The organism is Streptomyces sp. NPDC127119, assembly GCF_042677425.1.
Taxonomy (GTDB): domain Bacteria; phylum Actinomycetota; class Actinomycetes; order Streptomycetales; family Streptomycetaceae; genus Streptomyces.
Genome location: NZ_JBHXTO010000086.1, coordinates 16,550 through 41,232 on the forward strand (window position 1 = coordinate 16,550; position 24,683 = coordinate 41,232).

The window sequence follows — 24,683 nt, forward strand, 5'->3', positions numbered from 1 at the left end:
CAGAGGGGCGGGACATGGCCGCGGGGTACCTGGAGATCCTCCGGACGAGACATGCCGCACGGCTGCTCGCGGGCACTCTGGTGGGCCGTCTGCCGAACGCCGCGGGTGCCATCGCCGTCGTGCTCTTCGTGCGCGCGGAGGGCGGCAGCTACAGCCTGGCGGGGGCGCTGACCGCGGTCTACGGAGTGTCCAACGCCGTGGGGCAGCCGCTGCTCGGCCGTCTGGTGGACCTGCACGGGCAGCCGCGGATCCAGCTGCCCGCCGCGCTCGTCTCCGCCCTGGGGGTGACCGTGTTCGCCCTCACGGGCCTGCAGTCGCTCCCGCTCGCGTACGCCCTCATGGTGGTCGCCGGATTCTTCACGCCGCCGCTGGAGGGCGGTCTGCGGGCGCTGTGGCCGTCGGTCCTGCGCAAGGAGGGCCAGGTGCACACGGCGTACGCGATGGACGCCGTGGCGCAGGAAGTCATGTTCACCGTCGGGCCGTTGCTGGTGACGCTGTGCGTGGCCCTGTGGTCCGCGCAGGCGGCGCTGGTCGTCATCAACGTCATCGGTGTCCTGGGTGCCCTCTCCGTAGTGGTGTCGGGGCCCTCGCGCGCGTGGCGTTCGGCGCCCCGGGAGGCGCACTGGCTCGGCGCGTTGCGCTCGCGCGGGCTCATCGCGCTGCTGGGGGCGTTCCTTTTTGTGGGTATGGCGCTCGGGTCCATCACGGTCGCGGGTGTGTCGTACGCGGACGACCACGGGGGTGACGCGACGTACGGCTGGCTGATGGCGGCGCTGGGGCTGGGTGCGCTCGTCGGGGGCACGGTCTACGGGGCGCGGCAGTGGAGTGGTGCGCCGGAGCGGCGACTGCGGGTGCTCGTGGCGCTTCTGGCGCTGTGTTATCTGCCGCTGATGCTCATGCCGGGCGCGGTGGCGATGACGGGGCTGGTGGCGCTGGCGGGTGTCTTCCTGGCGCCGTGCATCGCGTGTGCGTTCATCATCGTCGACCGGCATGCTCCGAGGGGCACGGTCACCGAGGCGTTCTCCTGGCTGGTGACGACGTTCACCGTGGGTGCGTCGGTCGGAACGGGCCTCGCGGGGCCGGTCGTCGAGTGGGGCGGAGCGGTGCGGGGCTTCGCCGTACCGGGGGTGGCGGGGGGTGCCGCGCTGCTGGTTCTGCTGGCCACGGGGCGGGTCCTCGCAGCTACGGGCGGGGGTGCGGTGGTGGAGTCAAGTTCGGAAATGATCGAAACGTAGGAGCCGAACCCCGTTTCAGCACAGTCCATCAGGCGTAATGTTCAGTCATGGACCGCCGCATTTTCGGGCTGGAGAACGAGTACGGCGTCACGTGTACGTTCAGGGGACAGCGGCGCCTGTCTCCCGACGAGGTGGCGCGGTACCTCTTCCGCCGTGTCGTGTCATGGGGCCGCAGCAGCAATGTCTTTCTGCGAAACGGTGCCCGCCTCTATCTAGACGTGGGATCACATCCGGAATATGCCACTCCCGAATGTGACAACCTGACGGAACTCGTCACCCACGACAAGGCCGGCGAACGCATTCTGGAAGGACTCCTGGTAGACGCGGAACGACGCCTGCACGAGGAAGGAATCGCGGGCGACGTCTACCTCTTCAAGAACAACACCGACTCGGCGGGCAACTCCTACGGCTGCCACGAGAACTATCTGGTGGCCCGTCACGGGGAGTTCTCCCGGCTCGCGGACATTCTCATTCCCTTCCTCGTCACGAGGCAGCTCCTCTGCGGTGCCGGAAAGGTGCTGCAGACCCCGCGGGGCGCGGTGTACTGCGTCAGTCAGCGGGCGGAGCACATCTGGGAGGGCGTCTCCTCGGCGACGACCCGTTCCCGGCCGATCATCAACACCAGGGACGAACCGCACGCGGACGCCGAGCGCTACCGCAGGCTGCACGTCATCGTCGGTGACTCGAACATGTCCGAGACGACCATGCTCCTGAAGGTCGGTGCCACCGATCTCGTGCTGCGCATGATCGAGGCGGGCACGGTGATGCGTGACCTGACCCTGGAGAACCCGATCCGGGCGATCCGCGAGGTCAGCCATGACATCACGGGCCGCCGCAAGGTGCGCCTGGCCAGTGGCCGGGAGGCATCCGCGCTGGAGGTGCAGCGCGAGTACTACGAGAAGGCCGTGGACTTCGTGGAGCGCCGCGGTATCCGTACGGGCGTCGTGGACCAGGTTCTGGAGCTGTGGGGCCGCACGCTGGATTCGATCGAGTCCGAGGACCTCGACCGGATCGGTACCGAGATCGACTGGGTGATGAAGTACAAGCTCATCGAGCGGTATCGCGCCAAGCACAACATGACGATGTCGCATCCGCGCGTCGCCCAGATAGACCTCGCCTACCACGACATCCACCGTCGCCGGGGTCTCTACTACCTGCTGGAGAAGCGGGGTCAGGCCGCGAGGATCTGCAACGACTTGAAGATCTTCGAGGGCAAGTCCGTTCCGCCGCAGACCACTCGGGCCCGGCTGCGGGGTGACTTCATCCGGCGTGCGCAGGAGCAGCGCCGTGATTTCACTGTCGACTGGGTGCATCTGAAGCTCAACGACCAGGCGCAGCGCACGGTGTTGTGCAAGGACCCGTTCCGGTCCGTCGACGATCGAGTGGAGAAGCTGATCGCCGGCATGTAGGGGTTCGTCGGCATGGCAGGGGTCCTGTGCACCGCGGGTGTGCGGGACCCCTGTCATGTCCTGTGTTACGTCCTCCGTATGTCTCGGTCGGTACGGTCGGTTCCGCCTGCCCCGGCCCGGTGGTGCGAGGGCCTAGAGTGGCCGGACCCCATTCGAGCGACCTGAGGATCGATGTGCGACGCCGACTTGCTGCTCTCCTGATCGTGCCTGCCCTGGCGCTGACCGCGTCCGCCTGCGGAAGTGACGACGACAAGGGCGACAAGGACAAGGCCGATCCGTCGGCGTCGTCCTCCGCGTCCAACGCCGCGGCGCCGAAGCCGGTGGACTCGGCGTCGCCGATGCCCGCGGTGAAGGGTGCCTTCGGTAAGAAGGCGACGATCGAGGTGCCCAAGGGCGACCCGACGGACAAGTTCGTCGTGCACACGGTCTCCGAGGGTGACGGCTCGGTGGTGAAGAAGGACGACCTGGTGTCGATGAACTTCACCGGGAAGGTCTGGAAGAGCGGCAAGGACCTCGGTTCCTCGTACCAGGAGGGCGGGGCGCCGCAGTTGATCACGGCGGGTTCCGAGACGGTCATTCCGGCGTTCTCGCAGGCGCTCGTGGGTCAGAAGGAGGGCAGCCGCGTCCTGGTGGTCGCGCCGCCGGCGGCCGGGTTCGGCAGTCAGGGCAACCAGCAGGCCGGGGTCACGGGCACCGACACCCTGGTCTTCGCGCTGGACGTGGGCGATGTCGTCCCGAACAAGGTCGAGGGCAAGCAGGCCACGATCCCGTCGGACCTGCCGCAGATCAAGGCCGACGACGAGGCGCCCGCCACGATCTCCGTGCCGAAGAACGACCCGCCGGCCAAGCTCGTCGACCAGGTCCTCATCGAGGGCAAGGGTGCCGAGGTGAAGAGCGGCCAGTCGGTCACCATGCAGTACAGCGGTGCCGCGTGGAAGCTCAACGAGGGCAAGGCGAAGGCCACGCTCTTCGACTCGTCGTGGAAGACGGGCCAGCCCTTCAGCACCGTCATCGGTCAGGGTCAGGTCATCGCGGGCTGGGACAAGGGGCTCGTCGGCAAGCACGTCGGGGACCGGGTGCTGCTGGTGATTCCGCCGGCCCAGGCGTACGGCGACGAGGCCAAGGGCGAGGAGCTGCCGGCCAAGTCCACCCTCGTGTTCGTGGTCGACATCCTGGCCGCGAGCTGAGGATGGCAGACTGTCCGGGTTGTCCCACCGAGAACGAGCAGGAGCACTGACGTGAGCATCGAGAAGCCCGAGATCGACTTCCCGGGCGGCGAGCCCCCCAAGGACCTCGAAGTCAAGGACATCTGGGAGGGTGACGGCCCGGTGGCCAAGGCGGGCGACACCGTCTCGGTCCACTACGTCGGTGTGGCCTTCTCCACCGGCGAGGAGTTCGACGCGTCCTGGAACCGGGGTACGCCGCTGCAGTTCAAGCTGGGCGTCGGTCAGGTCATCGCGGGCTGGGACCAGGGTGTGCAGGGCATGAAGGTCGGCGGCCGTCGCCAGCTGGTCATCCCCTCGCACCTCGCGTACGGCGACCGTGGTGCGGGTGGCCGTATCGGCCCCGGCGAGACGCTGATCTTCGTCTGTGACCTCGTAGGGGTCTGACGTTCCGATTTTCGTAGGTCGTGTGATCGCGGTCCGACTGGATTTGATCACTTGGGGTCCATGCCTGTCCGGGCATGGGCCCTCGGCTTTTGCCACGACACCCCGGGGCGGTACGGTCATCGGTCGGAAGCATCATAGGAAGGGCGTCGATGGCCATTGCCAAGGCAGAGCGGCTGATGAACCTGGCGCTGTGTCTGCTCGGGACGCGGCGACCGCTCAGCAAGCGCGAACTCCGTGAGTCCATCGAGGCCTATCTGGAGGCCGGCTCGGACGACTCCTTCAACCGGATGTTCGAGCGGGACAAGGACGATCTGCGCGAACTCGGCCTGGTCATCGAGACGGTGGAGAACCTCGACGGCGAGGTCGGCTATCTGGCCCGCCGCGACAGCAACCGGCTGCCGCCCATCACGCTGGACGCCGAGGAGGCCGCGGCCCTCGGGCTGGCCGCCAAGGTCTGGCAGCAGGCCCGGCTCGCGGGCGCGGCGAGCGGCGCCCTGCAGAAGCTGCGCGCCGCGGGACTGCCCGAGGGCGTCGACCCGTACGAGCCCCATGGGGCCCTGGAGCCGCGCATCCCCGTGCACGAGGCGGCCTTCGAGCCGCTGATGCTCGCCTGCCGCGACCGCCGTCCCGTCACCTTCGACTACCGCAAGGCGACCGCGGCCCGCCCAGGGCCCCGCCATGTGGAGCCCTGGGCCCTGGAGTGCTGGCGCGGCCACTGGTACCTGGCCGGCTGGGACCGCGACCGGGGGGCCGAGCGCGTCTTCCGGCTGTCCCGGATCACCGGAAAGGTCCGTACCCGCAGTGGCAAGTACACGGCGGAGGTGCCCGACGTCGTCACCGTGCGGGAGACCGTCGCGGGCTGGGCGGGGGACATCACCGACCGTTCCGCGCTGATCCGGCTGCGGACGGGCTCGGGGTACCCGCTGCGCGCCAAGGCGGCGTCCGTGCGGGAACTCGGTGACGGGTGGGACGAGTTGGAGGTTCCGTACGGGCACGGTCTGGACGCCTGGCTGGTGGAGTTCGGGCCCGACGTGGTGGTCCTGGAGCCGGCCGAGCTGCGGGCCGACGTCGTGGACCGGCTGCGCGCTGTGGCCAAGGGCTGAGGGGGACGTAGGAAAGTGGCAGGAAAACCGGCCAGGCCCACGAACGCGATCGACCAGACGCGGCGGATGCTGTCCCTGGTGACGTATCTGCGCGAGCGCCCCGGCGCCCGGATCGAGGACGTGGCGCGGGCCTTCGGGATCACCGAGGACGAGCTGATCTCCGACCTCGACGTGCTGCCGCTGTGCGGGACCAGTTTCCGCGGCGGCGACCTGCTCGACATCGACACCGACGGCGACCGGATCTGGTGGCACAACCCGGACGACGTCGCGGAGCCGCTGCGGATCGCCGCCGACGAGGCGACCGCGCTCCTGGTGGCCGCGCGGGCCGTGTCGACCCTGCCGGGCCTGCGCGAGGGAGACCGGCAGGCGCTGCTGCGGGCCACCGCGAAGGTGGAGGCCGCCTCCGGTGAGGCGGCGAGCGCCAGCTCCCGGCTGTCGGTCACCTTCGAGGCGGAGGGCGGGGTCTTCGCCGACGTCGACCGGGCCATCTCCGAGCGGCGCAGGCTGTGGATCCGCTACTACTCGCCGTCGCGGGACGAGCTGAGCGAGCGCGAGATCGACCCGATCCGCCTGGTCAGCGTCGGGCACACGTACGTGGAGGCCTGGTGCCGCCGCTCGGAGGCCCGGCGCACCTTCCGGCTGGACCGGGTCGCCGAGATCAAGATCCTCGACGAGCCGTCCGCGCCGCCCGAGATCGAACTGCGGGACCTCTCGGAGGGGCTGGTGCAGCCGGCCGCCGAGGACCCCGAGGTGGTCGTGGAGGTCGGCCCCGGCGGACGCTGGGTCGCCGAGTACTACCCCCACGACAGCGCCGAGGAGCTGCCGGACGGCGGGCTGCGCATCACGCTGCGCACCCCGGACCCGGCGTCGCTGCGCCGGCTGGCCCTGCGGCTCGGGCGCGACGGCCGGATCGTCTCGCCGCCGGAGGTCGCCGACAGCGCCCGCCGGGCGGCGCGTGAGGCGCTCGCGGCCTACGACGGACCACTGGACGCGTACGACGCCGGGAGCGGGCCGCAGGCCCCCTCACAGGCGTCTCGCGACGGTGTCACGGATGCTCCCTCCGGTGGTGACGGGGGAGTGCGGCACCCGCAGGACGGGCCGCACGGAGTTCATGACGGGCTGTACGGCAGGCAGGAGCAAGGGCTGTGAGCGGGTCGGCAATGTCTGGTACGAGTGAGATGTCCGTGGCGTCCGCGTTCTCCGGGATGACGAGAGTGGACCCCGTGCTGTTCAAGGCCGCGTGCCCGGACTGCCGGGGAGGCTTCGAGCTCGCCGCGAGCGCCCTGCGCCTGGTCGTCGGCGCCACACATCGGACCACTTTCTACTCCTTCACCTGTCCGCAGTGCCGCACGGCGGTGCGCAAACCGGCCGGGGAGCGCATCGTCGAGCTGCTCACCGGAGGAGGGGTGCGGGCCCTGCGTCTGCAGGGCACGGCCCGGGGGGCTTAGGGTCGAGCCATGTTCTGGCCGATGATCGCGATCGCTGTGGGTTTCCTGGGAATCGCCGTGCTCGGCGTGCTCGCCGTCCGTGTCTTCCTGGAAGCGGAACGGCTGGGCAGGCAGGTCGACGAATCCGCACGCCGGATCAGCCGCGCGGCCGAGGATCTGGAGCACGCGTCGGTCGGAGCGGCCCGTTCCGCGGACGCCCTCTGAGCCATCCTGTGCCGGGGCTTTGAGTCACTCTGACCTGTCAACTTCGCAGGGTCGGAAGGTACGCTGCAGGTCGCGGACCGGAGAGTGAGGCGCCGACCGCGAACTGGAGTACGCACAGGGATTGCCTCGCGTTCACCCCTGAGCGTTACGATCGCTGCCAGCGCGACCCTCGGACAGACGTCCGACCGGTCGGGCAGCAACCCAACCACGCCGCCTCGGTGAGAAGGTAAAAGCTTATGTTCGGAAGGCTCGGCGCTCCCGAGATCATTCTCATCCTCGTCGTCGTCATCCTGCTGTTCGGCGCGAAGAAGCTTCCCGACATGGCCCGCTCCCTGGGGAAGTCCGCCCGCATCCTCAAGAGCGAGGCCAAGGCGATGAAGAGCGAGGGCAAGGACGACGCCGCCGCTCCGGCCGCGCCGCCCCAGGACGACCAGCAGCCCCACCGCACCATCCAGGCCGCGCCCGGTGACGTGACCAGCTCCCGCCCGGTCACCGAGCCCACGGACACGACCAAGCGCTGACGCAGGGCCGGTGACCGCCGGCCCCCTGCACGAGATGGGAACGTGGGTTGCTGAAGTCTGTCCGTCAGAAGGAAGAGAAGGATCCGGAGGGGCGGATGCCCCTCGCGGAACACCTTCGCGAGCTCCGCAACCGGCTCGCGAAGGCGATGCTGGCCATCGTCCTCGTGACGATCGTCGCCGCCTTCTTCTACAACGACATCATCAACTTCTTCACGGAGCCGATCCTCAAAGAGGTCGGCTGCGACAAGACCTTCCAGCAGCTGGCGAAGTCGTCGTCCGACGACCCCTGCGCGCAGATCACGATCAACGGTCTGCTGACGCCCTTCACGCTGGCCCTGAAGGTCTCGCTGATGGCCGGTGTCGTACTGGCCTCGCCGGTCTGGCTGTACCAGCTCTGGGCGTTCGTCGCGCCGGGTCTGCACCGCAGCGAGAAGAAGTACGCGTACGCGTTCGTCGCGTCGGGTGTCCCGCTCTTCCTCGGTGGCGCCTTCTTCGCCTACAAGGTGCTCCCCACCACCGCGAAGGTCCTGATCGAGTTCACGCCGTTCGGCGTCGACAACCTGCTGCCGCTGGACGATCTGCTCGACCTCGTGACCCGCATGGTCGTCGTCTTCGGTCTCTCCTTCGAGTTGCCGCTGCTCCTGGTGATGCTCAACATGACCGGTGTGATCACCGGCAAGCGCATGGCCGGCTGGTGGCGCGGCATGATCATGGGCATCACCGTCTTCGCCGCCGTCGCCACGCCCAGTACGGACCCGCTGACGATGCTGGCGCTCGCCGGGCCCATCTGGGTCCTGTACTTCGCGGCCACCGCCTTCTCCGTGCTGAACGACCGCCGCAGGGACCGTCGTGAGGCCGAGGGCCCCGACGACGACGAGGCCTCCGAACTCGACCTCACCCCCGAGGACATCGGTGAGATCGAACCCGTGACGGCCAACCGCGCGCTGCCCGCGCAGCCGGACGGCGAGCGGGACCGGATCAACGGTTACGACGACGTGACCTGACGACGTGACCTGAGCCGGGCACAGGCCTTGTAGGGTCCGGGCCGTGACCAGCGAGATCACCCTCTTCGTCAATCCCACCGCGGGACGCGGCCGGGGCGCCCGCGCGGCGCAGCCGGCCGCTTCCGCTCTCCGGGCCGCGGGCTTCTCCGTGCGTACGGTCCTCGGCGAGAACGCCCGGGACGCCCTCACGCGCGCGCGTGCCGCCGTCGCAGCCGGTACCGGCGCCCTGGTGGCCGTCGGGGGCGACGGCATGGCAGGCCTCGCTCTGCAGGCCGTCGCAGGGACGGACACGCCGTTGGGGCTGGTCGCCGTCGGTACCGGGAACGACTTCGCGCGGGCCCTGGGGCTGCCGGTACGGGACCCGGCCGCCGCGGGACGGACGGTCGCCGAGGCGCTCAAGGGGGCCCGGGTGCGCGACATCGACCTCGGCCGGGTGGGCGGCACGTGGTTCGGCACGGTCCTCGCCTCCGGCTTCGACTCACGGGTCAACGACCGCGGCAACCGCATGCGTTGGCCCAGCGGCCGGTTCAGGTACGACCTCGCGATGCTCGCCGAACTCGCCGCCTTCAAGCCCTTCCCGTACCGGATCACCCTGGACGACGGCGAGGTCCGGGAGATCGAGGCGACGCTGGTGGCCGTCGGCAACGGGCCCTCCTACGGAGGAGGCATGCGGATCTGCGCGGACGCCGACCTCACCGACGGACTCTTCGACATCACGGTGGTCGGCCCGTGCAGCCGCGCCTCGCTGCTACGGGTCTTCCCCCAGGTCTACAAGGGCACCCACCTGAACCACCCCATGATCACCACGCACCGCGCCACGAAGGTCGAACTGGCCGCGGAGACCATCACGGGCTACGCGGACGGCGAACGCCTGGGACCTCTCCCGCTGACGGCGGAATGCGTACGGGGAGCGGTCCGCGTCGCGGGGCCCTGAACGGGCCTCCGGCCGAGTTTTCGGACGGGCCCCTGATCGCGCCCCTGGGAGGCGGCGGAGTGCCTCCGGGAGCGGGGTGGACACACCGGACGGAACCGGGTCGAGGTGGATCCGCGAACTCCGATCGGATAATGATCGTCCTGTTGTCAGTGGTGGCCGGTAGTCTCGAAAGCACGATGACAGACGACCTCTCACCGGCCGAGCGGTACGCGGCAGCACGGAAGCGCGCTGTCGAGCAGGCCACCGCGCTCGCGGGCTTCCGCGAGATGTACGACTTCGGCCTCGACCCCTTCCAGATCGAGGCCTGCAAAGCTCTTGAAGGGGGCAAAGGAGTCCTGGTGGCCGCGCCCACCGGCTCGGGCAAGACGATCGTGGGCGAGTTCGCCGTCCATCTCGCCCTCCAGCAGGGCAAGAAGTGCTTCTACACGACACCCATCAAGGCCCTGTCGAACCAGAAGTACGCGGACCTGTCCCGCCGTTACGGCGCGGACAAGGTGGGCCTGCTCACCGGCGACAACAGCGTCAACAGTGACGCCCCGGTCGTCGTGATGACCACCGAGGTGCTGCGCAACATGCTGTACGCGGGCTCGCAGACCCTCCTCGGCCTCGGGTACGTCGTCATGGACGAGGTGCACTACCTCTCGGACCGTTTCCGCGGCGCCGTGTGGGAGGAAGTGATCATCCACCTCCCCGAGTCGGTCACGCTGGTGTCGCTGTCGGCGACCGTGTCGAACGCGGAGGAGTTCGGGGACTGGCTCGACACCGTGCGCGGCGACACCGAGGTGATCGTCTCCGAGCACCGGCCCGTCCCGCTGTTCCAGCACGTGCTCGGCGGCCGGCGGATGTACGACCTCTTCGAGGAGGGCGAGGGCCACAAGAAGGCCGTCAACCCCGACCTCACGCGCATGGCGCGCATGGAGGCCAGCCGTCCGTCGTACCAGGACCGCAAGCGCGGCCGTGCGATGCGCGACGCGGACCGGGAGCGCGAGCGCAGGCAGCGGTCCCGGGTGTGGACGCCCGGCCGGCCCGAGGTCATCGAGCGGCTCGACTCCGAAGGGCTGCTGCCCGCCATCACGTTCATCTTCAGCCGCGCGGCCTGCGAGGCGGCCGTCCAGCAGTGCCTGTACGCGGGCCTGCGGCTGAACGACGAGGACGCCCGGGAACGGGTGCGTGCCCTCGTGGAGGAGCGCACGGCGTCCATCCCGGACGAGGACCTGCACGTCCTGGGCTACTACGAGTGGCTGGAAGGCCTGGAGCGCGGCATCGCGGCCCACCACGCGGGCATGCTGCCGACGTTCAAGGAGGTCGTCGAGGAACTGTTCGTGCGCGGCCTGGTGAAGGCCGTGTTCGCCACCGAGACCCTCGCGCTGGGCATCAACATGCCCGCCCGTTCGGTGGTCCTGGAGAAGCTCGTCAAGTGGAACGGCGAGCAGCACGCGGACATCACCCCCGGCGAGTACACCCAGCTCACCGGGCGGGCGGGCCGCCGTGGCATCGATGTCGAGGGCCACGCCGTGGTGCTGTGGCAGCGCGGGATGAACCCCGACCACCTCGCGGGACTGGCCGGCACGCGCACGTACCCGCTGCGCTCCAGCTTCAAGCCGTCCTACAACATGGCGGTCAACCTCGTCGAGCAGTTCGGGCGGCACCGCTCGCGCGAGCTGCTCGAGACGTCCTTCGCGCAGTTCCAGGCCGACAAGTCGGTCGTCGGGATCTCCCGCCAGGTGCAGCGCAACGAGGAGGGACTTGAGGGCTACAAGGAGTCGATGACCTGCCACCTCGGGGACTTCGACGAGTACGCGCGACTGCGGCGCGAGCTGAAGGACCGGGAGACCGAACTGGCCAAGCAGGGCGCCTCCCAGCGGCGCGCCGAGGCGGCCGTCGCGCTGGAGAAGCTCAAGCCGGGCGACATCATCCACGTGCCCACCGGCAAGTTCGCGGGGCTCGCCCTGGTCCTCGACCCGGGGCTGCCCGCGGGGCGGTCCAACGGCCACCGCGGCTTCGAGCAGCACGACGGGCCCCGCCCGCTGGTGCTCACCGCCGAGCGGCAGGTCAAGCGGCTCGCGTCGATGGACTTCCCGGTGCCCGTGGAGGCCCTGGAGCGGATGCGCATCCCGAAGTCGTTCAACGCGCGCTCACCGCAGTCGCGCCGCGATCTGGCCTCCGCGCTGCGGACCAAGGCCGGGCACATCGTGCCCGACCGGCACCGCAAGAAGCGGGCCGAAGCCGCCGACGACCGCGAGATCGCCCGGCTGCGGACCGCGATCAGGGCCCACCCCTGCCACGGGTGCAGCGACCGCGAGGACCACGCCCGCTGGGCCGAGCGCTACCACCGGCTGAAGCGTGACACCGCACAGCTGGAGCAGCGCATCGAGGGCCGGACGAACACCATCGCCCGCACCTTCGACCGCATCGTGGCGCTGCTCACCGAGATGGACTACCTGCGCAACGACGAGGTCACCGAACACGGCAAGCGGCTCGCCCGGTTGTACGGCGAGATGGACCTCCTCTCCAGCGAATGCCTGCGCGAGGGAGTGTGGGAGGGCCTGGGACCGGCCGAACTGGCCGCGTGCGTCTCGGCGTTGGTGTACGAGTCACGGGCCGCCGACGACGCGATGGCGCCCAAGCTGCCGTCCGGCAGGGCGAAGGCCGCGCTGGGCGAGATGGTCCGCATCTGGGGCCGTCTCGACGCCCTGGAGGAGGACTTCCGCATCACCCAGACCGAGGGCGTGGGCCAGCGCGAGCCCGACCTGGGCTTCGCCTGGGCGGCGCACGAGTGGGCGTCGGGCAAGGGCCTCGACGAGGTGCTGCGCGAGGCGGAGATGCCCGCCGGTGACTTCGTACGCTGGTGCAAGCAGGTCATCGACGTGCTCGGGCAGATCTCGGCGGCGGCGCCGACGTCGTCCGCCGCGAGTTCGACGGTGGCGAAGAACGCCCGCAAGGCGGTCGACCAACTGCTGCGCGGAGTGGTGGCGTACTCGTCGGTGGGCTGACACGACCCGGACGCTGACACGACTCGGACGCTGAGACGCCGGGACGCTGAATCCGCTCGACGGCTGGACGGCCCCGGGGCCCTGGCAGTGAGGGCGCCCGGGTCCGGATTGTCCGGGTCCGGGCACGTGTCGCAGCGCCGCGAAAGCCCCCATCACCCCTTGTGGTGAGGGGTTTTCGCATGCCCGTACGCTGTCACGCTGGGTGTTCGTTCGGATGCGTGGCGTGTAAATGGGGCTGAGCGTACTCCTGTTGCGAGGGCGATTTCAGGTGGTTGCTGAATATGACACAGCGATGATCCGGTCGGACTAAGCTCGCCCGCAGCGCACCGAGTTGAGATGAATTCGTGCGCTTGTTCCCCCAAGTTCTGAAGATCCAGATACCTCCCCCCCCCCGACCTCCAGTCGACTTGTCTCAGAGGGCATACATGGTGAGTGTTCAATTGCCTCCCGGTGGCCGTGACGTTCCCTACGCGCGCGTGCTGTTGCTGCCGGCCATAGTGATGGCCGTCGCGACCGGCACCGCCGTCGCCCTGGTGACGCAGCCGGCTCGCGCGGCCGTCGGCTGGTGCGGAGCCGTCGCGACCCTGCTCGTGATCGCCACAGCGGCGGAAGCGGTCCGACGCGGCCGGGTCATCCGCGCGGCACGGGCCGAACTCGCCCGCCGCACAGAGTCCATGGAACGGCGCGTCTCCCTGCACGACGCGGAGATCGACCACCTCCGCGAGCACCTGCTGCCCACCGTGCTCAAGGCGATGCGCGGCGGCCGCTCCCCCCAGGAGACGGTCCGGCGGCTCGTCGACAACGACCCCGCCCAGCGGAACATCCCCCGCTCCCAGCGCGCACTCCTGATCGAACTGCTGCGGATCATCGACAACGAGGAACTGCAGCGCGAGGCCGCGCAGCGCTCCTTCGTCAACATCGCCCGCCGCGTCCAGGCGATCGTCCACCAGCAGAACGTGGAACTCCGCGAGATGGAGGAGGACCACGGGCGCAACCCCGAGGTCTTCGACGACCTGCTGCGCATCGACCACGGCACCGCGCTGATCGGCCGCCTCGCCGACTCCATCGCCGTCCTCGGCGGCGGCCGTCCCGGCCGCCAGTGGCCCGCGCCGGTCCCGCTGTACAGCGTGCTGCGCGGTGCCATGTCCCGCATCCTGGAGTACCGGCGCATCGAACTGCACTCCATCGCCAAGGTGAGCGTCGACGGCATCCACGTCGAGCCGGTCATCCACGCCGCCGCCGAACTCCTCGACAACGCCACGCGCTACTCGCCGCCGCACACCAAGGTCCACGTCACCGCGGTCGAGGTGCAGACCGGTGTGGCCATCGAGATCGAGGACGCCGGAGTCAGCCTCAGCGAGGAGGCCCGCACCCGGGCCGAGCGCATGCTCGAGCAGGCGGCGAAGGGCCCCGACCTCAACCAGCTCGGTGAGGACCCCCGGCTCGGCCTCGCCGTCGTCGGCCGTCTCATGGACATGTACGACATGCAGGTCTCCCTGCGCCAGTCCGCGTACGGCGGCGTACGCGCGGTCCTCGTCGTACCGCGCAAGCTGCTCACCGAGGACAATGCCCCCGGTCTCGCCCACGGCATCGGCGCGGCGGCCGTGCCCAAGGTCGACTTCGACGGCGTCGAGGGCCCCCAGCGCGTCGAGAAGAAGCGCCGCCCCACCACCGGACCCCGTACCTCCAAGCCGGACGAGATGGAGGACGACGTCCCCGAGGTCACCGAGTGGACGGCCAACGGGCTGCCGCAGCGCCGCAGCCGGGTCACGGTCCCCTACAGCCAGCGGGTGAAGGAGGCCAGGGCCGCCGCGGCGGAGGCCGAGGCCGCGCGCAAGGAGGGCCGCCCCGTCATCGACTGGACCAGGTCGTCCACCCAGGTGCCCAAGAAGAAGAAGGAAGAGAAGGAACCCGGGCTGTGGGTCGAGGCGTTCATGGCCGGCCTCAAAGGCGACGGCGACCAGCAGCAGACGCCCGGAGCGACGAACAGTCCGGCCCGCACCGAGGCCGACGACGAGGGGGACCTCAAGTGATCCAGCAGCGCGCCAATTTCGACTGGATGCTCAAGGAGCTGTCCGACGGGGTGTACGGCACCCGGCAGGTCGTCGTCCTCTCCGCCGACGGTCTGCGCATCGCCCGGTACGGCGGCGACCCCGACGCCGCCGACCGCATCGCCGCGGCCTGCGCCGGCCTCCAGAGCCTCGCCGGGGCCGTCGCCACCGAGATCCCCGACACCGACGGCAAGATGCGCATGGTCATCATCGAGATGGAGGGCGGCTACTTCTACATGATGGCCGCGGGCCCCAACGCCTATCTCGCGGTGCTGGCGGAGGCCCACGTCGACGCCGGACTGATGAGCGCCCGGATGCGTGACCTCGTCGTCCGGATCGGCGCGCATCTCACGAGTCCGCCCCGGCGGAACGGGCAGACCGTATGAGCCCTCCCCAACGACGCCGCCGCCTGCCCAAGGCGGCGCACAAACCGAAACCCGCGCCCCCGCCGGAAGGGCCCGGCGGACACGCCGGGCCGGGCGGGCCGGGCCGGCCCCGCGAGCCGGAACGGCTGTATGTCGTCACCGGCCAGGTCGAGGGCGGCGACCGCGCCGAACTCGACCTGGTGACCTTAATCGTGGCGTGCGCCGATGCCCCGCCCACCGCCCAGCCGGAACAGTCGGCGCTGCTCCGGCTCTGCCAGGCCCCCATGTCCGTGGCCGAGGTCTCGGCCTATCTCAATCTGCCGTTCAGCGTGGTGACCGTACTGCTGACGGAGCTGCTGACGGCCGAACTGGTACAGGCGCGCGCTCCGATGGTCCGCGCGGAGTTGCCCGACCGTTCCCTTCTCGAAGCGGTGATGCATGGACTTCAAAAGCTCTGACACCGTCCCGGGGCCCCGCGCCGAGGACCATCTCCCGCAGACGGCGACCGCCGCGGTGAAGATCGTGATCGTGGGCGGGTTCGGGGTCGGCAAGACGACGATGGTGGGCTCCGTCAGCGAGATCAGGCCGCTGACCACCGAAGAGACCATGACGCAGGCCGGCATCGGGGTCGACGACAACTACGGCTCCGACACGAAGACGGCCACCACCGTCGCGATGGACTTCGGCCGCATCAGCATCACCGAACAGCTGGTGCTGTACCTGTTCGGCACCCCCGGTCAGGAACGCTTCTGGTTCCTGTGGAACGGCCTGTTCGAGGGCGCCCTGGGCGCGGTCGTCCTGGTCGACACCCGGCGCCTGGAGGTCAGCTTCGACGTCATCGGACGCCTGGAGGAGCGCGGGGTGCCGTTCGTGGTCGCCGTCAACGACTTTCCGGACGGGCCCCGTTACCCCATGGAGGACCTGCGGGCGGCGCTCGATCTGTCCGAGGAGATTCCCATGATGACGTGCGATGCGCGGCGGCGGGCTTCCAGCCGGGACGTTCTGATGACGTTGATGCGGTTTCTGCACTCGATGGCGATGGCCTCGGCGTAGACGTTCCACGTCGGCGCTCCGCTTTGGGCGCGGTGACATCTGCGGTTCCGGTGGGGGCTGGTCGCGCCCACGCGGCGGAGCCGCAGATCGACACAGCCCCGCGCCCCTGAAGACGGGGCTGCGCCCCTGTCTTCAGCCTGCCGCGCCCCGGTCATCCAGCCTGCCGCCGCATCCATTCGCCCGACATCCCCGACCCCGGCTCAACCCCTTCCCGAAAGCGATCACCGTGACGCCTGAATCTCATTCTCCGACCGATACCGACGAGCCTGTGGCCGGGCCGCCGCCGGGCTGTCCGGCCCATGGCACGGGGCCCGGCGGGCTGCGCCGGCTGTACGGACCCGACGCGCAGGATCTGGCGGGGCTGTACGAGAAGCTGCGCGCCGAGCACGGCGCCGTCGCGCCCGTGCTGCTCCACAACGACGTGCCCATCTGGATGGTCCTCGGACACGGCGAGAACCTCCACATGATCAGCAACCCCTCGGTCTACACCCGCGACAGCCGGATCTGGACCCCCCTCCTGGACGGCACGGCGGGTCCCGACCACCCGCTGATGCCGCTCATCACCTGGCAGCCCATCTGCTCCCACGCCGAGGGCGACGAACACCAGCGGCTGCGCGGCTCCGTGATGGGCGCCATGTCGACCATCAACTCCCGTGACCTGCGCCGCCACATCAGCCACTGGACCCAGGAGCTGGTCAACCACTTCTGCCATCGCGGCACCGCCGACCTGGTCTCCCAGTTCGCCGAACATCTGCCGATGGCCGTGCTGTGCGAGATCCTCGGCATGCCCGAGGAGTACGACGACCGGATGGTGCAGGCCACCCGCGACCTCCTCAAGGGCACCGAGACCGCGATCGCCAGCAACGAGTACGTCATGAGCGTGCTGATGCGGCTCACGGTCCGCCGCCGGGCCGAGCCCGCCGAGGACTTCACCAGCCATCTCATCAACCATCCGGCCGGACTCACCGACGAGGAGGTGGGCCAGCACCTGCGGGTCGTCCTCCTCGCCGCGTACGAGGCCACGGCGAACCTCCTGGCCAACGTGCTGCGCGTGGTCCTCACCGACCCGGGCTTCCGCGCCCAGCTCAACGGCGGCCAGATGACGGTGCCCCAGGCGGTGGAGCAGTCCCTGTGGAACGAGCCGCCGTTCAGCAACGTCCTCGGCTACTTCGCCAAGCAGGACACGGAGCTGGGCGGGCAGCGCATCCGCAAGGGTGACGGGCTGCTCCTCGGGATGGCGGCGGGCAACGTCGACCCGCACGTCCGCCCGGACCTCAAGGCGAACATGATGGGCAACCGCTCGCATCTCGCCTTCGGCGGCGGCCCGCACGAGTGCCCCGGCCAGGACATCGGCCGTGCCATCGCGGACGTCGGCGTCGACGCGCTCCTCAAGCGGCTCCCTGACGTCCAGCTCTCCGTGGACGAGGACGACCTGGCGTGGACCGCGTCGATCTCCTCGCGGCACCTGGCGGAACTTCCCGTCGTGTTCGCCCCGGCCTCGCCGCAGGACGTCATGGAGCGGCCCGGCGTCAGCGACGTGCCCCGCCCGCGTCCCGACTGGGACGTCTCCGACCCGTCCCCGGACGCCGCCCCGGTGCCGCGTCCCACGATCGACCTGCCGGAGTACCCGGCCGCCGACCCGGCCACCGGAGCGGGAGGACAGCGGCTCGGCGCCTGGCAGCGCTTCGTGCGCTGGTGGCGAGGCTACTGAGCCCGGCCGTCACCGGACCAGTCGTCGTGCGCGGACCAGGCCCCGAGGGTCCGCGCGCTGCGGAACGAATGCCTGTGCCCCGTGACCGGATCGGTGAACTCCAGCACCCGTGCGAGCAGTTGGAGCGGGCGTCGGAAGTCACCGGCCGGCACGGGGCCGGTGACCACGGGATACAGCGGGTCGCCGAGGATCGGCACACCCAACGCGTTCATGTGCACCCGCAGTTGATGGGTCTGCCCGGTGTGCGGCAGCAGCCGGTAGTGGGCCAGGCCCTCCCGGTGCTCCATCAGCTCGACCCGGGTCTCGGCGTTCGGCTCGCCCGGCACCTCCTGGGCGGCGAGCACACCCCGCTCCTTCAGGATGCGGCTGCGGACCGTCACGGGCAGGTCCAGCTCCGGCGCGTACGCCGCCACCGCCTCGTACTCCTTGCGTACGAGCCGGTCGCGGAACAGCGACTGGTACGCGCCCCGTTCCTCGGGGCGCACCGTGAACAGCACGAGCCCGGCGGTGAGCCGGTCGAGCCGGTGCGCGGCGCCCAGCGCCGGCAGCCCGAGTTCCCGCCGCAGCCGTGCGAGGACCGTCTCGGTGACATGGCTGCCCCGGGGGGTCGTGGCGATGAAGTGCGGTTTGTCGGCGACCACGATGTGCTCGTCGCGGTGGACGACCTCGACGGTGAACGGCACCCGCTCCTCGTCGGGCAGTTCCCGGTGGAACCACACGAACATGCCCGGCACGTAGGCCGTGTCCGCCGTCACCGGCCGCCCGTCCGCGTCCACGATCTGTCCCGCGGCGAGCATCCCCTCGATCACCGCGGCCCGCGGTGCGAGCCGCTCCAGCAGATGCTCCCGTACGGTGCTCCAGGCGCCGTCGGCCGGCAGCCGCATCCGCACCGGATCCACCCCTTCGCGCTGGGGCAGGGGAGAGGGCGGAATCCTGCTTTTGCGTCTCACCTGGTCAGCGTACGCAGAGGGGCGCGGGGCTGTGTCGATCCTGCGGCTCCGCCGCGTGGGCGCGACCGGGCCCCACCCGCAGCCGCAATCCGAGCCCCGGCCCGGAGGGGCCCCGTCGTGGAGAGGATCCGTTCAGGCAGAGGTGACAGGGGGCGCAGCCTCCTGCTCGGCCTCGACCTGCGCGTTCCAGTCGCGCTTCGCGGCCTGCCACCCGTCCTCGTTGTGGCCCAGCCGCCAGTACCCGGAGATGGAGATGTCCTCACGCGGAATCTCCTTCTCGACGCGCAGCAGCCGCCGCAGCTCCTTCACGAAGCCCGCCTCACCGTGCACGAACGCGTGCACCCGGCCCGCCGGGAACTCCAGTGCCTGGACGGCCGCCACCAGGGCCTCGCCGACCGGACGGTCACCGCGGTGCAGCCAGACGACCTCCACGGCCGAGTCGAACTTCTGCTCCTCCTCCGGCCCGGAGACCTCCACGAAGGCACGCACCTGTGCTCCGTGGGGCATGCCCTCCAGCGAGGCGGCGATGGCGGGCAGCGCGCTCTCGTCGCCGGCCAGGAGATGCCAGTCGGCTTCGGCGTCGGGGGCGTACGCCCCGCCAGGCCCGAGGAAACGCACGAGCTCGCCCGCTTGCACGTGGGCGGCCCAGGGCCCGGCAAGTCCCTCGTCGCCGTGGATCACGAAGTCGAGGGTCAGTTCACGCTGCTCGGGGTCCCAGGCGCGCACGGTGTACGTACGTGTGACGGGCCACTGCTCACGGGGGAACTCCTCGCGGATCCGCGCCATGTCGAAGGGCTCCGGATACGTCACGCCCTCGGCGGCGAACAGCAGCTTCACGTAATGGTCGGTGCTGGTGCCCGCGGTGAAGTCGGCGAGCCCCTCGCCTCCGAGGACCACCCGCTGCATGTGCGGTGTCAGCCGCTCCGTACGGACCACTCGCGCGGAGTGCGGCTTGGGAGCCTTGCGTGCCGGACGCTCTGCCATAACGGCCTCCTGGATAAGTTCGCTAAGGCTTACCTAAGTTAGCACCTCTCCCTAGGCCACACCTCGTGACACGCCTCAGGTGAACGGGAACCCGTGACGCGACCCCACACGTCCAGTGTCCCTCTCAGGACCCCAGAGTCGACAACAAGCGCGTCAAGGAACCGCCGAGACCCCAGCGCGCCGCCAGCGCGTCGACGGCCGCCGGATCGCGCGGCGTGTGCGGCAGCGCGGTGTCCACCGGCGGCAGGGGCACGTCACCGGCCACCCTGACGACCTTCGGCGCGACCGACACGTACGGCCGCGACTCGTCCAGGCGCCTGCGCTGCGAGGGGGTCAGCTTGGCCTTAGGGTCGTCCACCGCCGCCATGATCCCGGCCAGGTCCCCGAACTCGGCCAGCAGCTTGGCGGCCGTCTTCTCACCGATGCCCGGCACGCCCGGCAGTCCGTCGCTGGGGTCGCCGCGCAGCAGCGCCAGATCCACGTACCCCGGCCCGTCCACGCCGTACCTCTCGCGCAGCCAGGCCTCGTCCGTGAGCTGGAGGGAGCCGACGCCCTTGAGCGGGTACAGCACGCGGACGCCCCGCTCGTCGTCCACCAGTTGGTACAGGTCGCGGTCGCCGGTGACGATGTCGACCGGGCCCGTGGCGCGGCCGGCGAACGTGCCGATCACGTCGTCCGCCTCGTACCCCTCGACGCCCACGCGCGCGATGCCCAGCGCGTCCAGGATCTCCTCGATGACCGGCACCTGCGGCGAGAGGGTGTCGGGCACCTCCTCCTCGTCCGGGCCCGTCTCGGTCTCCTGGGCCACGCGGTGCGCCTTGTAGGAGGGGATCAGGTCGACCCGCCACTGCGGGCGCCAGTCGGCGTCCATGCAGGCCACCAGGTCGTCCGGCCGGTGGTCCTTCACCAGGCGGTCGATGAACTCGAGAAGTCCCCGTACGGCGTTCACAGGAGTGCCGTCCGGGGCCTTCACGGATTCCGGCACCCCGAAGTAGGCGCGAAAGTACAGGGATGCGGTGTCGAGGAGCATGGTTCGCCGGGGCTGCTGAGTCTGCTGCGTCACGTCTCGCATCATGCCGTACGGCACTGACAGTCACCGCCCGGCGCGGACGGTGCGCGAAAGGCCGCGCACGGTGAGGCGGGCGAAGGCGAGTTCCGCAACCGTCGGGAAGTAAACAAAATGTGAACTGGGACACGGTCGGGTTTGCGCCAAGGGAGTCGGGGCAGGGGCGCAACCGGAGCGAACCCGGTCGCATTTTCAACCACACCTGAACATGCGCGGACCGGATGAGCGGGCGGAACCCGCATCGCTCCACGGCCCGCCGGCGGGGGAGGCGGGCCGTCTTCGTTCGACCGGAGAGGTACTTGTGTCATCCAGGCTGCAGGCGGAAAAGCTCTACAAAGTGTTCGGAAGACGACCCGGCGAGGCCGTCGAGCGACTGCGAGGGGGAGCCGACCGCGAGGAACTGCGCGCCGACGGAATCACGGCCGCGGTGATCGACGCCTCCTTCACGGTGGAACCCGGCGAGATCTTCGTCGTGATGGGACTCTCGGGATCCGGCAAGTCCACACTGCTGCGCATGCTCAACGGGCTTCTGGAGCCCACCGAGGGACGCGTGGTCTTCGACGGGCAGGACCTGACCGCGCTGAACGACCGTGAGATGCGCGAGGTCCGCTCCCGCAAGGTGAGCATGGTCTTCCAGCACTTCGCGCTCTTCCCGCACCGCAGCGTCCTGGAGAACGCCGCGTACGGCCTTGAGGTGCAGGGGGTGCCGCGCGCCGAACGTCACGAGCGCGCCAACAAGGCCCTGATCCTGGCCGGCCTCGCCGGCTGGGAGAAGTCCTGGCCCGACGAACTGTCCGGCGGTATGCAGCAGCGCGTGGGCCTCGCCCGCGCGCTCGCCACCGACGCCGACCTGCTGCTGATGGACGAGTCGTTCAGCGCGCTCGACCCGCTGATCCGCCGCGACATGCAGGACCAGCTGATCGAACTGCAGAAGAAACTCAAGAAGACCATCGTGTTCATCACCCACGACCTCAACGAGGCCATGCGCCTGGGCGACCGCATCGCCGTCATGCGGGACGGCCGGATCGTACAGATAGGCACCGCCGAGGACATCCTCGTGCGCCCCGCGAACGACTACGTGGCCTCCTTCACCCAGGACGTCGACCGCTCCCGCGTCCTCACCGCGGCCTCCGTCATGGACACGGAACTGCGCGGCGACGAGGCGGACTGCGGCTGCGAGACCGCCCGGCCCGACTCGTCGTTCGGTGAGCTGTGCGCGATCAGCGCGCGGCTGACGCATCCCGTCGCCGTCGTCGACAAGAAGGGGAAGCTGGTCGGAGTCGTGCCACGGCGGCGGCTCGTCGGCTTCCTCGGTGACGAACAGGGGGAACCCGCGCCCTGCGACTCTCCCGGCGGCAAGACCCTCGGGGCGGTGAAGACCGATGCCTAGAGTCCCCTTCGGCGACTGGGTCAACGACGCGGTCGACTGGCTGCTGAACCACATGGCGTGGCTCTTCGACTTCTTCAAGACCGTCTTCCTGGGCGCCTACGACGGCATCAACGCCGTCCTCCAGGCCCCCGAACCGCTCCTCCTCGCGGGCATCTTCGCGGTCATCGCGTTCTGGCTGCGCGGCACCTCGGCAGGTCTGCTCACCTTCGTGGGATTCGCGTTCATCGACTCCCTCGAACTGTGGGAGAACGCGATGGTGACCCTGTCGCTCGTCCTGGTGGCGACGATCATCGCGCTCGTCATCTCGGTGCCCGTCGGCATCTGGGCGGCACGCTCGGACCGGGTCAGCAGCATCGTGCGGCCCGTGCTCGACTTCATGCAGACGCTGCCGGCGATGATCTACCTGATCCCGGCGATCCTGTTCTTCGGCACCGGCGCCCCCGCGGGCATCGTGGCCACCCTGATCTTCGCGCTGGCACCCGGCGTCCGGATGACCGAGCTGGGCATCCGGCAGGTCGACAAGGAACTGGTCGAGGCCGCCGACGCGTTCGGCACCACCCCCGGCAACATCCTGCTGCGCGTCCAGCTGCCGCTGGCCCTGCCCACCGTCATGGCGGGCGTCAACCAGGTCATCATGCTGGGTCTGTCCATGGCCGCCATCGCGGGGATGGTCGGCACCGGCGGGCTCGGCGGTGACGTGAACGAGGCGATCGGCCAGCTGAACGTCGGCCTCGGCTCCGAGGCGGGCGTCGCCATCGTCATCCTCGCCATCTACCTGGACCGGATGACCAGCGCGCTGGGCACCCAGGTCTCGCCGCTCGGCCGCCGCGCCGCCGCCAAGCTGCGCGCCGCACAGGGCCTGAAGATCTGGACCTACCGTCCGCAGCCCACCGTGGCCGTGGTCGGTGTCGTCGTGCTGGCGCTCGTCGCGGGCGGCATGGGCATGTTCGGCTCCGACGACACCGAGACGGCCGCGTCCGACTCCAAGAACGTCGGCCAGGGCAAGAAGATCACCATCGGCTACATCCCCTGGGACGAGGGCGTCGCCTCCACCTTCCTGTGGAAGGAGATCCTGGAGCAGCGCGGCTACAAGGTCGACGTCAAGCAGTTCGACGCGGGCCCCCTCTACACCTCCCTCGCGCAGGGCGACATCGACTTCCAGACCGACTCCTGGCTGCCCGTCACCCACGCGGAGTACTGGAAGAAGTACGGCAAGCAGCTCGACGACATGGGCTCCTGGTTCGGCCCGACGTCCCTGGAGCTGAGCGTGCCCGCCTACATGGACGACATCGAGACCCTGGAGGACCTCAAGGGCAAGGCCGGGGAGTTCGACGGCAAGATCACCGGCATCGAGTCCAGCGCCGGAATGATGGGTCTTCTCAAGAAGAAGGTCCTCAAGGAGTACGGGCTCGACAAGGAGTACAAGGTCGTCGACAGTTCGACGCCCGCGATGCTCGCCGAGCTGAAGCGCGCGTACGCCAAGAAGGAGCCGTTCGTCGGCACGCTCTGGTCGCCGCACTGGGCGTACAGCGAGTACAAGCTGAAGAAGCTCAAGGACACCAAGAACGCCTGGGGCAAGGGCGACGGTGTGCACACGCTGTCCCGCAAGGGGTTCGCGAAGGACGACCCGGTCGTCGGCAAGTGGCTCAAGAACTTCAAGATGACCGAGGACCAGCTCACCGGTCTTGAGGCGGAGATCAACAAGGCCGGCAAGGGCGCTCAGCAGGACGCCGTGCGCACCTGGCTGAAGAGCAACTCCAAGGTCGTCGACGAGCTGGCCCCGGTGGCGGGTTCCTCCTCCGGCACCCCGGCCGAGGCGAAGAAGGCCATCGACGTCGCCTGGTTCCCGTGGGACGAGGACGTCGCCGTCACGTACCTGTGGAAGAACGTCCTGGCCCGGCGCGGCTACACGCTGAACCTGAAGCAGATGGACGTCGGCCCGGTCTACACGGGCCTCGCCTCCGGTGACATCGACCTCAACTTCGACGCCTGGCTCCCGTACGCGCAGTCGAACTACTGGAACAAGCACAAGGACAACCTGACGGACCTCGGCACCTGGTACGAGCCGACGTCCCTGGAGGTCGCGGTGCCCTCCTACGTCAAGGACGTCAAGTCCCTGGCGGACCTCAAGGGCAAGGCCGACACCTTCGACGGCAGGATCATCGGCATCGAGCCGGGCACCGGCGAGATGAACCTCCTGAAGAAGGACGTGCTTCCGGGCTACGGCCTCGACAAGGAGTACAAGGTCGTCGACGGCTCCACGCCCGCGATGCTCGCCGAGCTGAAGCGCGCGTACGCCAAGAAGGAGCCCGTCGCCGTCACCCTGTGGTCCCCGCACTGGGCCTACAGCGAGTACAAGCTGACGAAGCTCTCGGACGAGAAGAAGCTGTTCGGTGAGGGCAACACGATCCGGACCATCTCCAACAAGAAGTTCCCCGGCGAGTATCCGCAGCTCACCAAGTGGATCAAGAACTTCAAGATGAGCGAGGACGAACTCGGCAGCCTGGAGGCCGAGATCAAGGACCAGGGCCAGGGACACGAGGAGGACGCCGTGGCCGCGTGGCTCAAGGAGCACCCGGACATGGTGGAACGCATGACTCCGCAGTAGCGGACGAGCAGGACGAGCGAGGGGCGGACGGCACCGTACGGTGC

Annotated in this window: 21 protein-coding genes and 1 pseudogene; 19 read left to right on the top strand and 3 right to left on the bottom strand. The window is 69.6% G+C overall.

Annotation, left to right across the window (positions count from 1 at the left end; translation table 11 throughout):
• Window positions 1–14 precede the first annotated feature (14 nt).
• The 17 genes and pseudogenes from ACFVH5_RS29285 to ACFVH5_RS29365 all read left to right on the top strand — a co-directional run bounded on the left by ACFVH5_RS29285 (window position 15) and on the right by ACFVH5_RS29365 (window position 17,641).
• A pseudogene (locus ACFVH5_RS29285) lies at window positions 15–1,273 on the top strand (MFS transporter).
• 9 nt (window positions 1,274–1,282) lie between these two features.
• Complete coding sequence (gene pafA / locus ACFVH5_RS29290) at window positions 1,283–2,644, top strand: Pup--protein ligase (RefSeq protein WP_149512755.1); 1,362 nt, start codon at window positions 1,283–1,285, stop codon at window positions 2,642–2,644.
• Between the two features lie 173 nt (window positions 2,645–2,817).
• Window positions 2,818–3,831: an FKBP-type peptidyl-prolyl cis-trans isomerase gene (locus tag ACFVH5_RS29295; RefSeq protein WP_385836718.1), complete on the top strand. Its 1,014-nt coding sequence runs from the start codon at window positions 2,818–2,820 to the stop codon at window positions 3,829–3,831.
• A 51-nt stretch (window positions 3,832–3,882) separates the two neighbouring features.
• Window positions 3,883–4,254 carry an FKBP-type peptidyl-prolyl cis-trans isomerase gene (locus ACFVH5_RS29300; protein WP_384808412.1) on the top strand — a complete coding sequence of 124 codons (372 nt, stop codon included), beginning with the start codon at window positions 3,883–3,885 and terminating at the stop codon, window positions 4,252–4,254.
• A 149-nt stretch (window positions 4,255–4,403) separates the two neighbouring features.
• Window positions 4,404–5,357 carry a helix-turn-helix transcriptional regulator gene (locus ACFVH5_RS29305; RefSeq protein WP_385836719.1) on the top strand — a complete coding sequence of 318 codons (954 nt, stop codon included), beginning with the start codon at window positions 4,404–4,406 and terminating at the stop codon, window positions 5,355–5,357.
• Window positions 5,358–5,372: 15 nt separating this feature from the next.
• On the top strand, window positions 5,373–6,506 hold the full coding sequence (locus ACFVH5_RS29310) for a helix-turn-helix transcriptional regulator (protein ID WP_385836720.1): 1,134 nt from the start codon (window positions 5,373–5,375) through the stop codon (window positions 6,504–6,506).
• An 11-nt stretch (window positions 6,507–6,517) separates the two neighbouring features.
• Window positions 6,518–6,805: a hypothetical protein gene (locus tag ACFVH5_RS29315; RefSeq protein ID WP_385836721.1), complete on the top strand. Its 288-nt coding sequence runs from the start codon at window positions 6,518–6,520 to the stop codon at window positions 6,803–6,805.
• Window positions 6,806–6,814: 9 nt separating this feature from the next.
• Entirely contained in the window at window positions 6,815–7,009 is a 195-nt protein-coding gene (locus ACFVH5_RS29320) for a hypothetical protein (RefSeq protein WP_385836722.1), read from the top strand.
• A gap of 236 nt (window positions 7,010–7,245) precedes the next feature.
• A complete protein-coding gene (gene tatA, locus ACFVH5_RS29325) occupies window positions 7,246–7,530 on the top strand; it encodes a Sec-independent protein translocase subunit TatA (protein WP_107019846.1) in 285 nt (94 codons plus the stop codon).
• 47 nt (window positions 7,531–7,577) lie between these two features.
• On the top strand, window positions 7,578–8,534 hold the full coding sequence (gene tatC / locus ACFVH5_RS29330) for a twin-arginine translocase subunit TatC (RefSeq protein WP_384808399.1): 957 nt from the start codon (window positions 7,578–7,580) through the stop codon (window positions 8,532–8,534).
• 43 nt (window positions 8,535–8,577) lie between these two features.
• Window positions 8,578–9,468 (top strand): diacylglycerol kinase, encoded by an 891-nt coding sequence (locus tag ACFVH5_RS29335; RefSeq protein WP_385836723.1) that lies wholly within the window; start codon window positions 8,578–8,580, stop codon window positions 9,466–9,468.
• A 131-nt stretch (window positions 9,469–9,599) separates the two neighbouring features.
• Complete coding sequence (locus ACFVH5_RS29340; RefSeq protein WP_385836724.1) at window positions 9,600–12,461, top strand: DEAD/DEAH box helicase; 2,862 nt, start codon at window positions 9,600–9,602, stop codon at window positions 12,459–12,461.
• Window positions 12,462–12,886: 425 nt separating this feature from the next.
• A complete protein-coding gene (locus ACFVH5_RS29345) occupies window positions 12,887–14,494 on the top strand; it encodes a sensor histidine kinase (RefSeq protein WP_385836726.1) in 1,608 nt (535 codons plus the stop codon).
• Complete coding sequence (locus ACFVH5_RS29350; RefSeq protein WP_107019841.1) at window positions 14,491–14,898, top strand: roadblock/LC7 domain-containing protein; 408 nt, start codon at window positions 14,491–14,493, stop codon at window positions 14,896–14,898. The genes ACFVH5_RS29345 and ACFVH5_RS29350 overlap by 4 nt, the downstream gene beginning before the upstream one ends.
• Window positions 14,895–15,335, top strand: a complete 441-nt coding sequence (locus tag ACFVH5_RS29355) for a DUF742 domain-containing protein (protein WP_385836727.1) — start codon at window positions 14,895–14,897, stop codon at window positions 15,333–15,335. Before ACFVH5_RS29350 ends, ACFVH5_RS29355 begins: the two co-directional genes overlap by 4 nt.
• Window positions 15,316–15,930, top strand: coding sequence for an ATP/GTP-binding protein (locus ACFVH5_RS29360; protein WP_385836728.1), 615 nt, complete (start codon window positions 15,316–15,318; stop codon window positions 15,928–15,930). The genes ACFVH5_RS29355 and ACFVH5_RS29360 overlap by 20 nt, the downstream gene beginning before the upstream one ends.
• 226 nt (window positions 15,931–16,156) lie before the next feature.
• On the top strand, window positions 16,157–17,641 hold the full coding sequence (locus ACFVH5_RS29365) for a cytochrome P450 (RefSeq protein WP_385836729.1): 1,485 nt from the start codon (window positions 16,157–16,159) through the stop codon (window positions 17,639–17,641).
• Here ACFVH5_RS29365 and ACFVH5_RS29370 read toward each other — a convergent pair.
• The 3 genes from ACFVH5_RS29370 to ACFVH5_RS29380 all read right to left on the bottom strand — a co-directional run bounded on the left by ACFVH5_RS29370 (window position 17,635) and on the right by ACFVH5_RS29380 (window position 20,647).
• On the bottom strand, window positions 17,635–18,591 hold the full coding sequence (locus ACFVH5_RS29370; RefSeq protein ID WP_385836730.1) for an RluA family pseudouridine synthase: 957 nt from the start codon (window positions 18,589–18,591) through the stop codon (window positions 17,635–17,637). The two genes, ACFVH5_RS29365 and ACFVH5_RS29370, sit on opposite strands and share 7 nt — an antisense overlap.
• A 132-nt stretch (window positions 18,592–18,723) precedes the next feature.
• Window positions 18,724–19,575 (bottom strand): siderophore-interacting protein, encoded by an 852-nt coding sequence (locus ACFVH5_RS29375; protein WP_384808388.1) that lies wholly within the window; start codon window positions 19,573–19,575, stop codon window positions 18,724–18,726.
• A gap of 124 nt (window positions 19,576–19,699) precedes the next feature.
• The gene (locus ACFVH5_RS29380; RefSeq protein ID WP_384808446.1) at window positions 19,700–20,647 is read right to left on the bottom strand and encodes a 5'-3' exonuclease H3TH domain-containing protein; all 948 of its coding nucleotides are present in this window, start codon (window positions 20,645–20,647) and stop codon (window positions 19,700–19,702) included.
• A 295-nt stretch (window positions 20,648–20,942) separates the two neighbouring features.
• Here ACFVH5_RS29380 and ACFVH5_RS29385 point away from each other — a divergent pair, with 295 nt between their 5' ends.
• Together ACFVH5_RS29385 and ACFVH5_RS29390 are read left to right on the top strand one after the other, a co-directional pair.
• A complete protein-coding gene (locus ACFVH5_RS29385; protein WP_384808387.1) occupies window positions 20,943–22,031 on the top strand; it encodes a glycine betaine/L-proline ABC transporter ATP-binding protein in 1,089 nt (362 codons plus the stop codon).
• On the top strand, window positions 22,024–24,639 hold the full coding sequence (locus ACFVH5_RS29390) for an ABC transporter permease/substrate binding protein (RefSeq protein WP_385836731.1): 2,616 nt from the start codon (window positions 22,024–22,026) through the stop codon (window positions 24,637–24,639). The genes ACFVH5_RS29385 and ACFVH5_RS29390 overlap by 8 nt, the downstream gene beginning before the upstream one ends.
• Window positions 24,640–24,683 lie beyond the last annotated feature (44 nt).

Excerpts from the sequence above, each read along its gene's own strand:
- pafA (WP_149512755.1), top strand. The coding sequence starts at position 1,283 with ATGGACCGCCGCATTTTCGGGCTGGAGAACGAGTACGGCGTCACGTGT.
- ACFVH5_RS29305 (WP_385836719.1), top strand. The coding sequence starts at position 4,404 with ATGGCCATTGCCAAGGCAGAGCGGCTGATGAACCTGGCGCTGTGTCTG.
- ACFVH5_RS29315 (WP_385836721.1), top strand. The coding sequence starts at position 6,518 with ATGTCTGGTACGAGTGAGATGTCCGTGGCGTCCGCGTTCTCCGGGATG.
- ACFVH5_RS29320 (WP_385836722.1), top strand. The coding sequence starts at position 6,815 with ATGTTCTGGCCGATGATCGCGATCGCTGTGGGTTTCCTGGGAATCGCC.
- tatA (WP_107019846.1), top strand. The coding sequence starts at position 7,246 with ATGTTCGGAAGGCTCGGCGCTCCCGAGATCATTCTCATCCTCGTCGTC.
- ACFVH5_RS29340 (WP_385836724.1), top strand. The coding sequence starts at position 9,600 with ATGATCGTCCTGTTGTCAGTGGTGGCCGGTAGTCTCGAAAGCACGATG.
- ACFVH5_RS29345 (WP_385836726.1), top strand. The coding sequence starts at position 12,887 with ATGGTGAGTGTTCAATTGCCTCCCGGTGGCCGTGACGTTCCCTACGCG.
- ACFVH5_RS29355 (WP_385836727.1), top strand. The coding sequence starts at position 14,895 with ATGAGCCCTCCCCAACGACGCCGCCGCCTGCCCAAGGCGGCGCACAAA.
- ACFVH5_RS29360 (WP_385836728.1), top strand. The coding sequence starts at position 15,316 with ATGGACTTCAAAAGCTCTGACACCGTCCCGGGGCCCCGCGCCGAGGAC.
- ACFVH5_RS29375 (WP_384808388.1), bottom strand. The coding sequence starts at position 19,575 with ATGGCAGAGCGTCCGGCACGCAAGGCTCCCAAGCCGCACTCCGCGCGA.
- ACFVH5_RS29380 (WP_384808446.1), bottom strand. The coding sequence starts at position 20,647 with ATGCGAGACGTGACGCAGCAGACTCAGCAGCCCCGGCGAACCATGCTC.
- ACFVH5_RS29390 (WP_385836731.1), top strand. The coding sequence starts at position 22,024 with ATGCCTAGAGTCCCCTTCGGCGACTGGGTCAACGACGCGGTCGACTGG.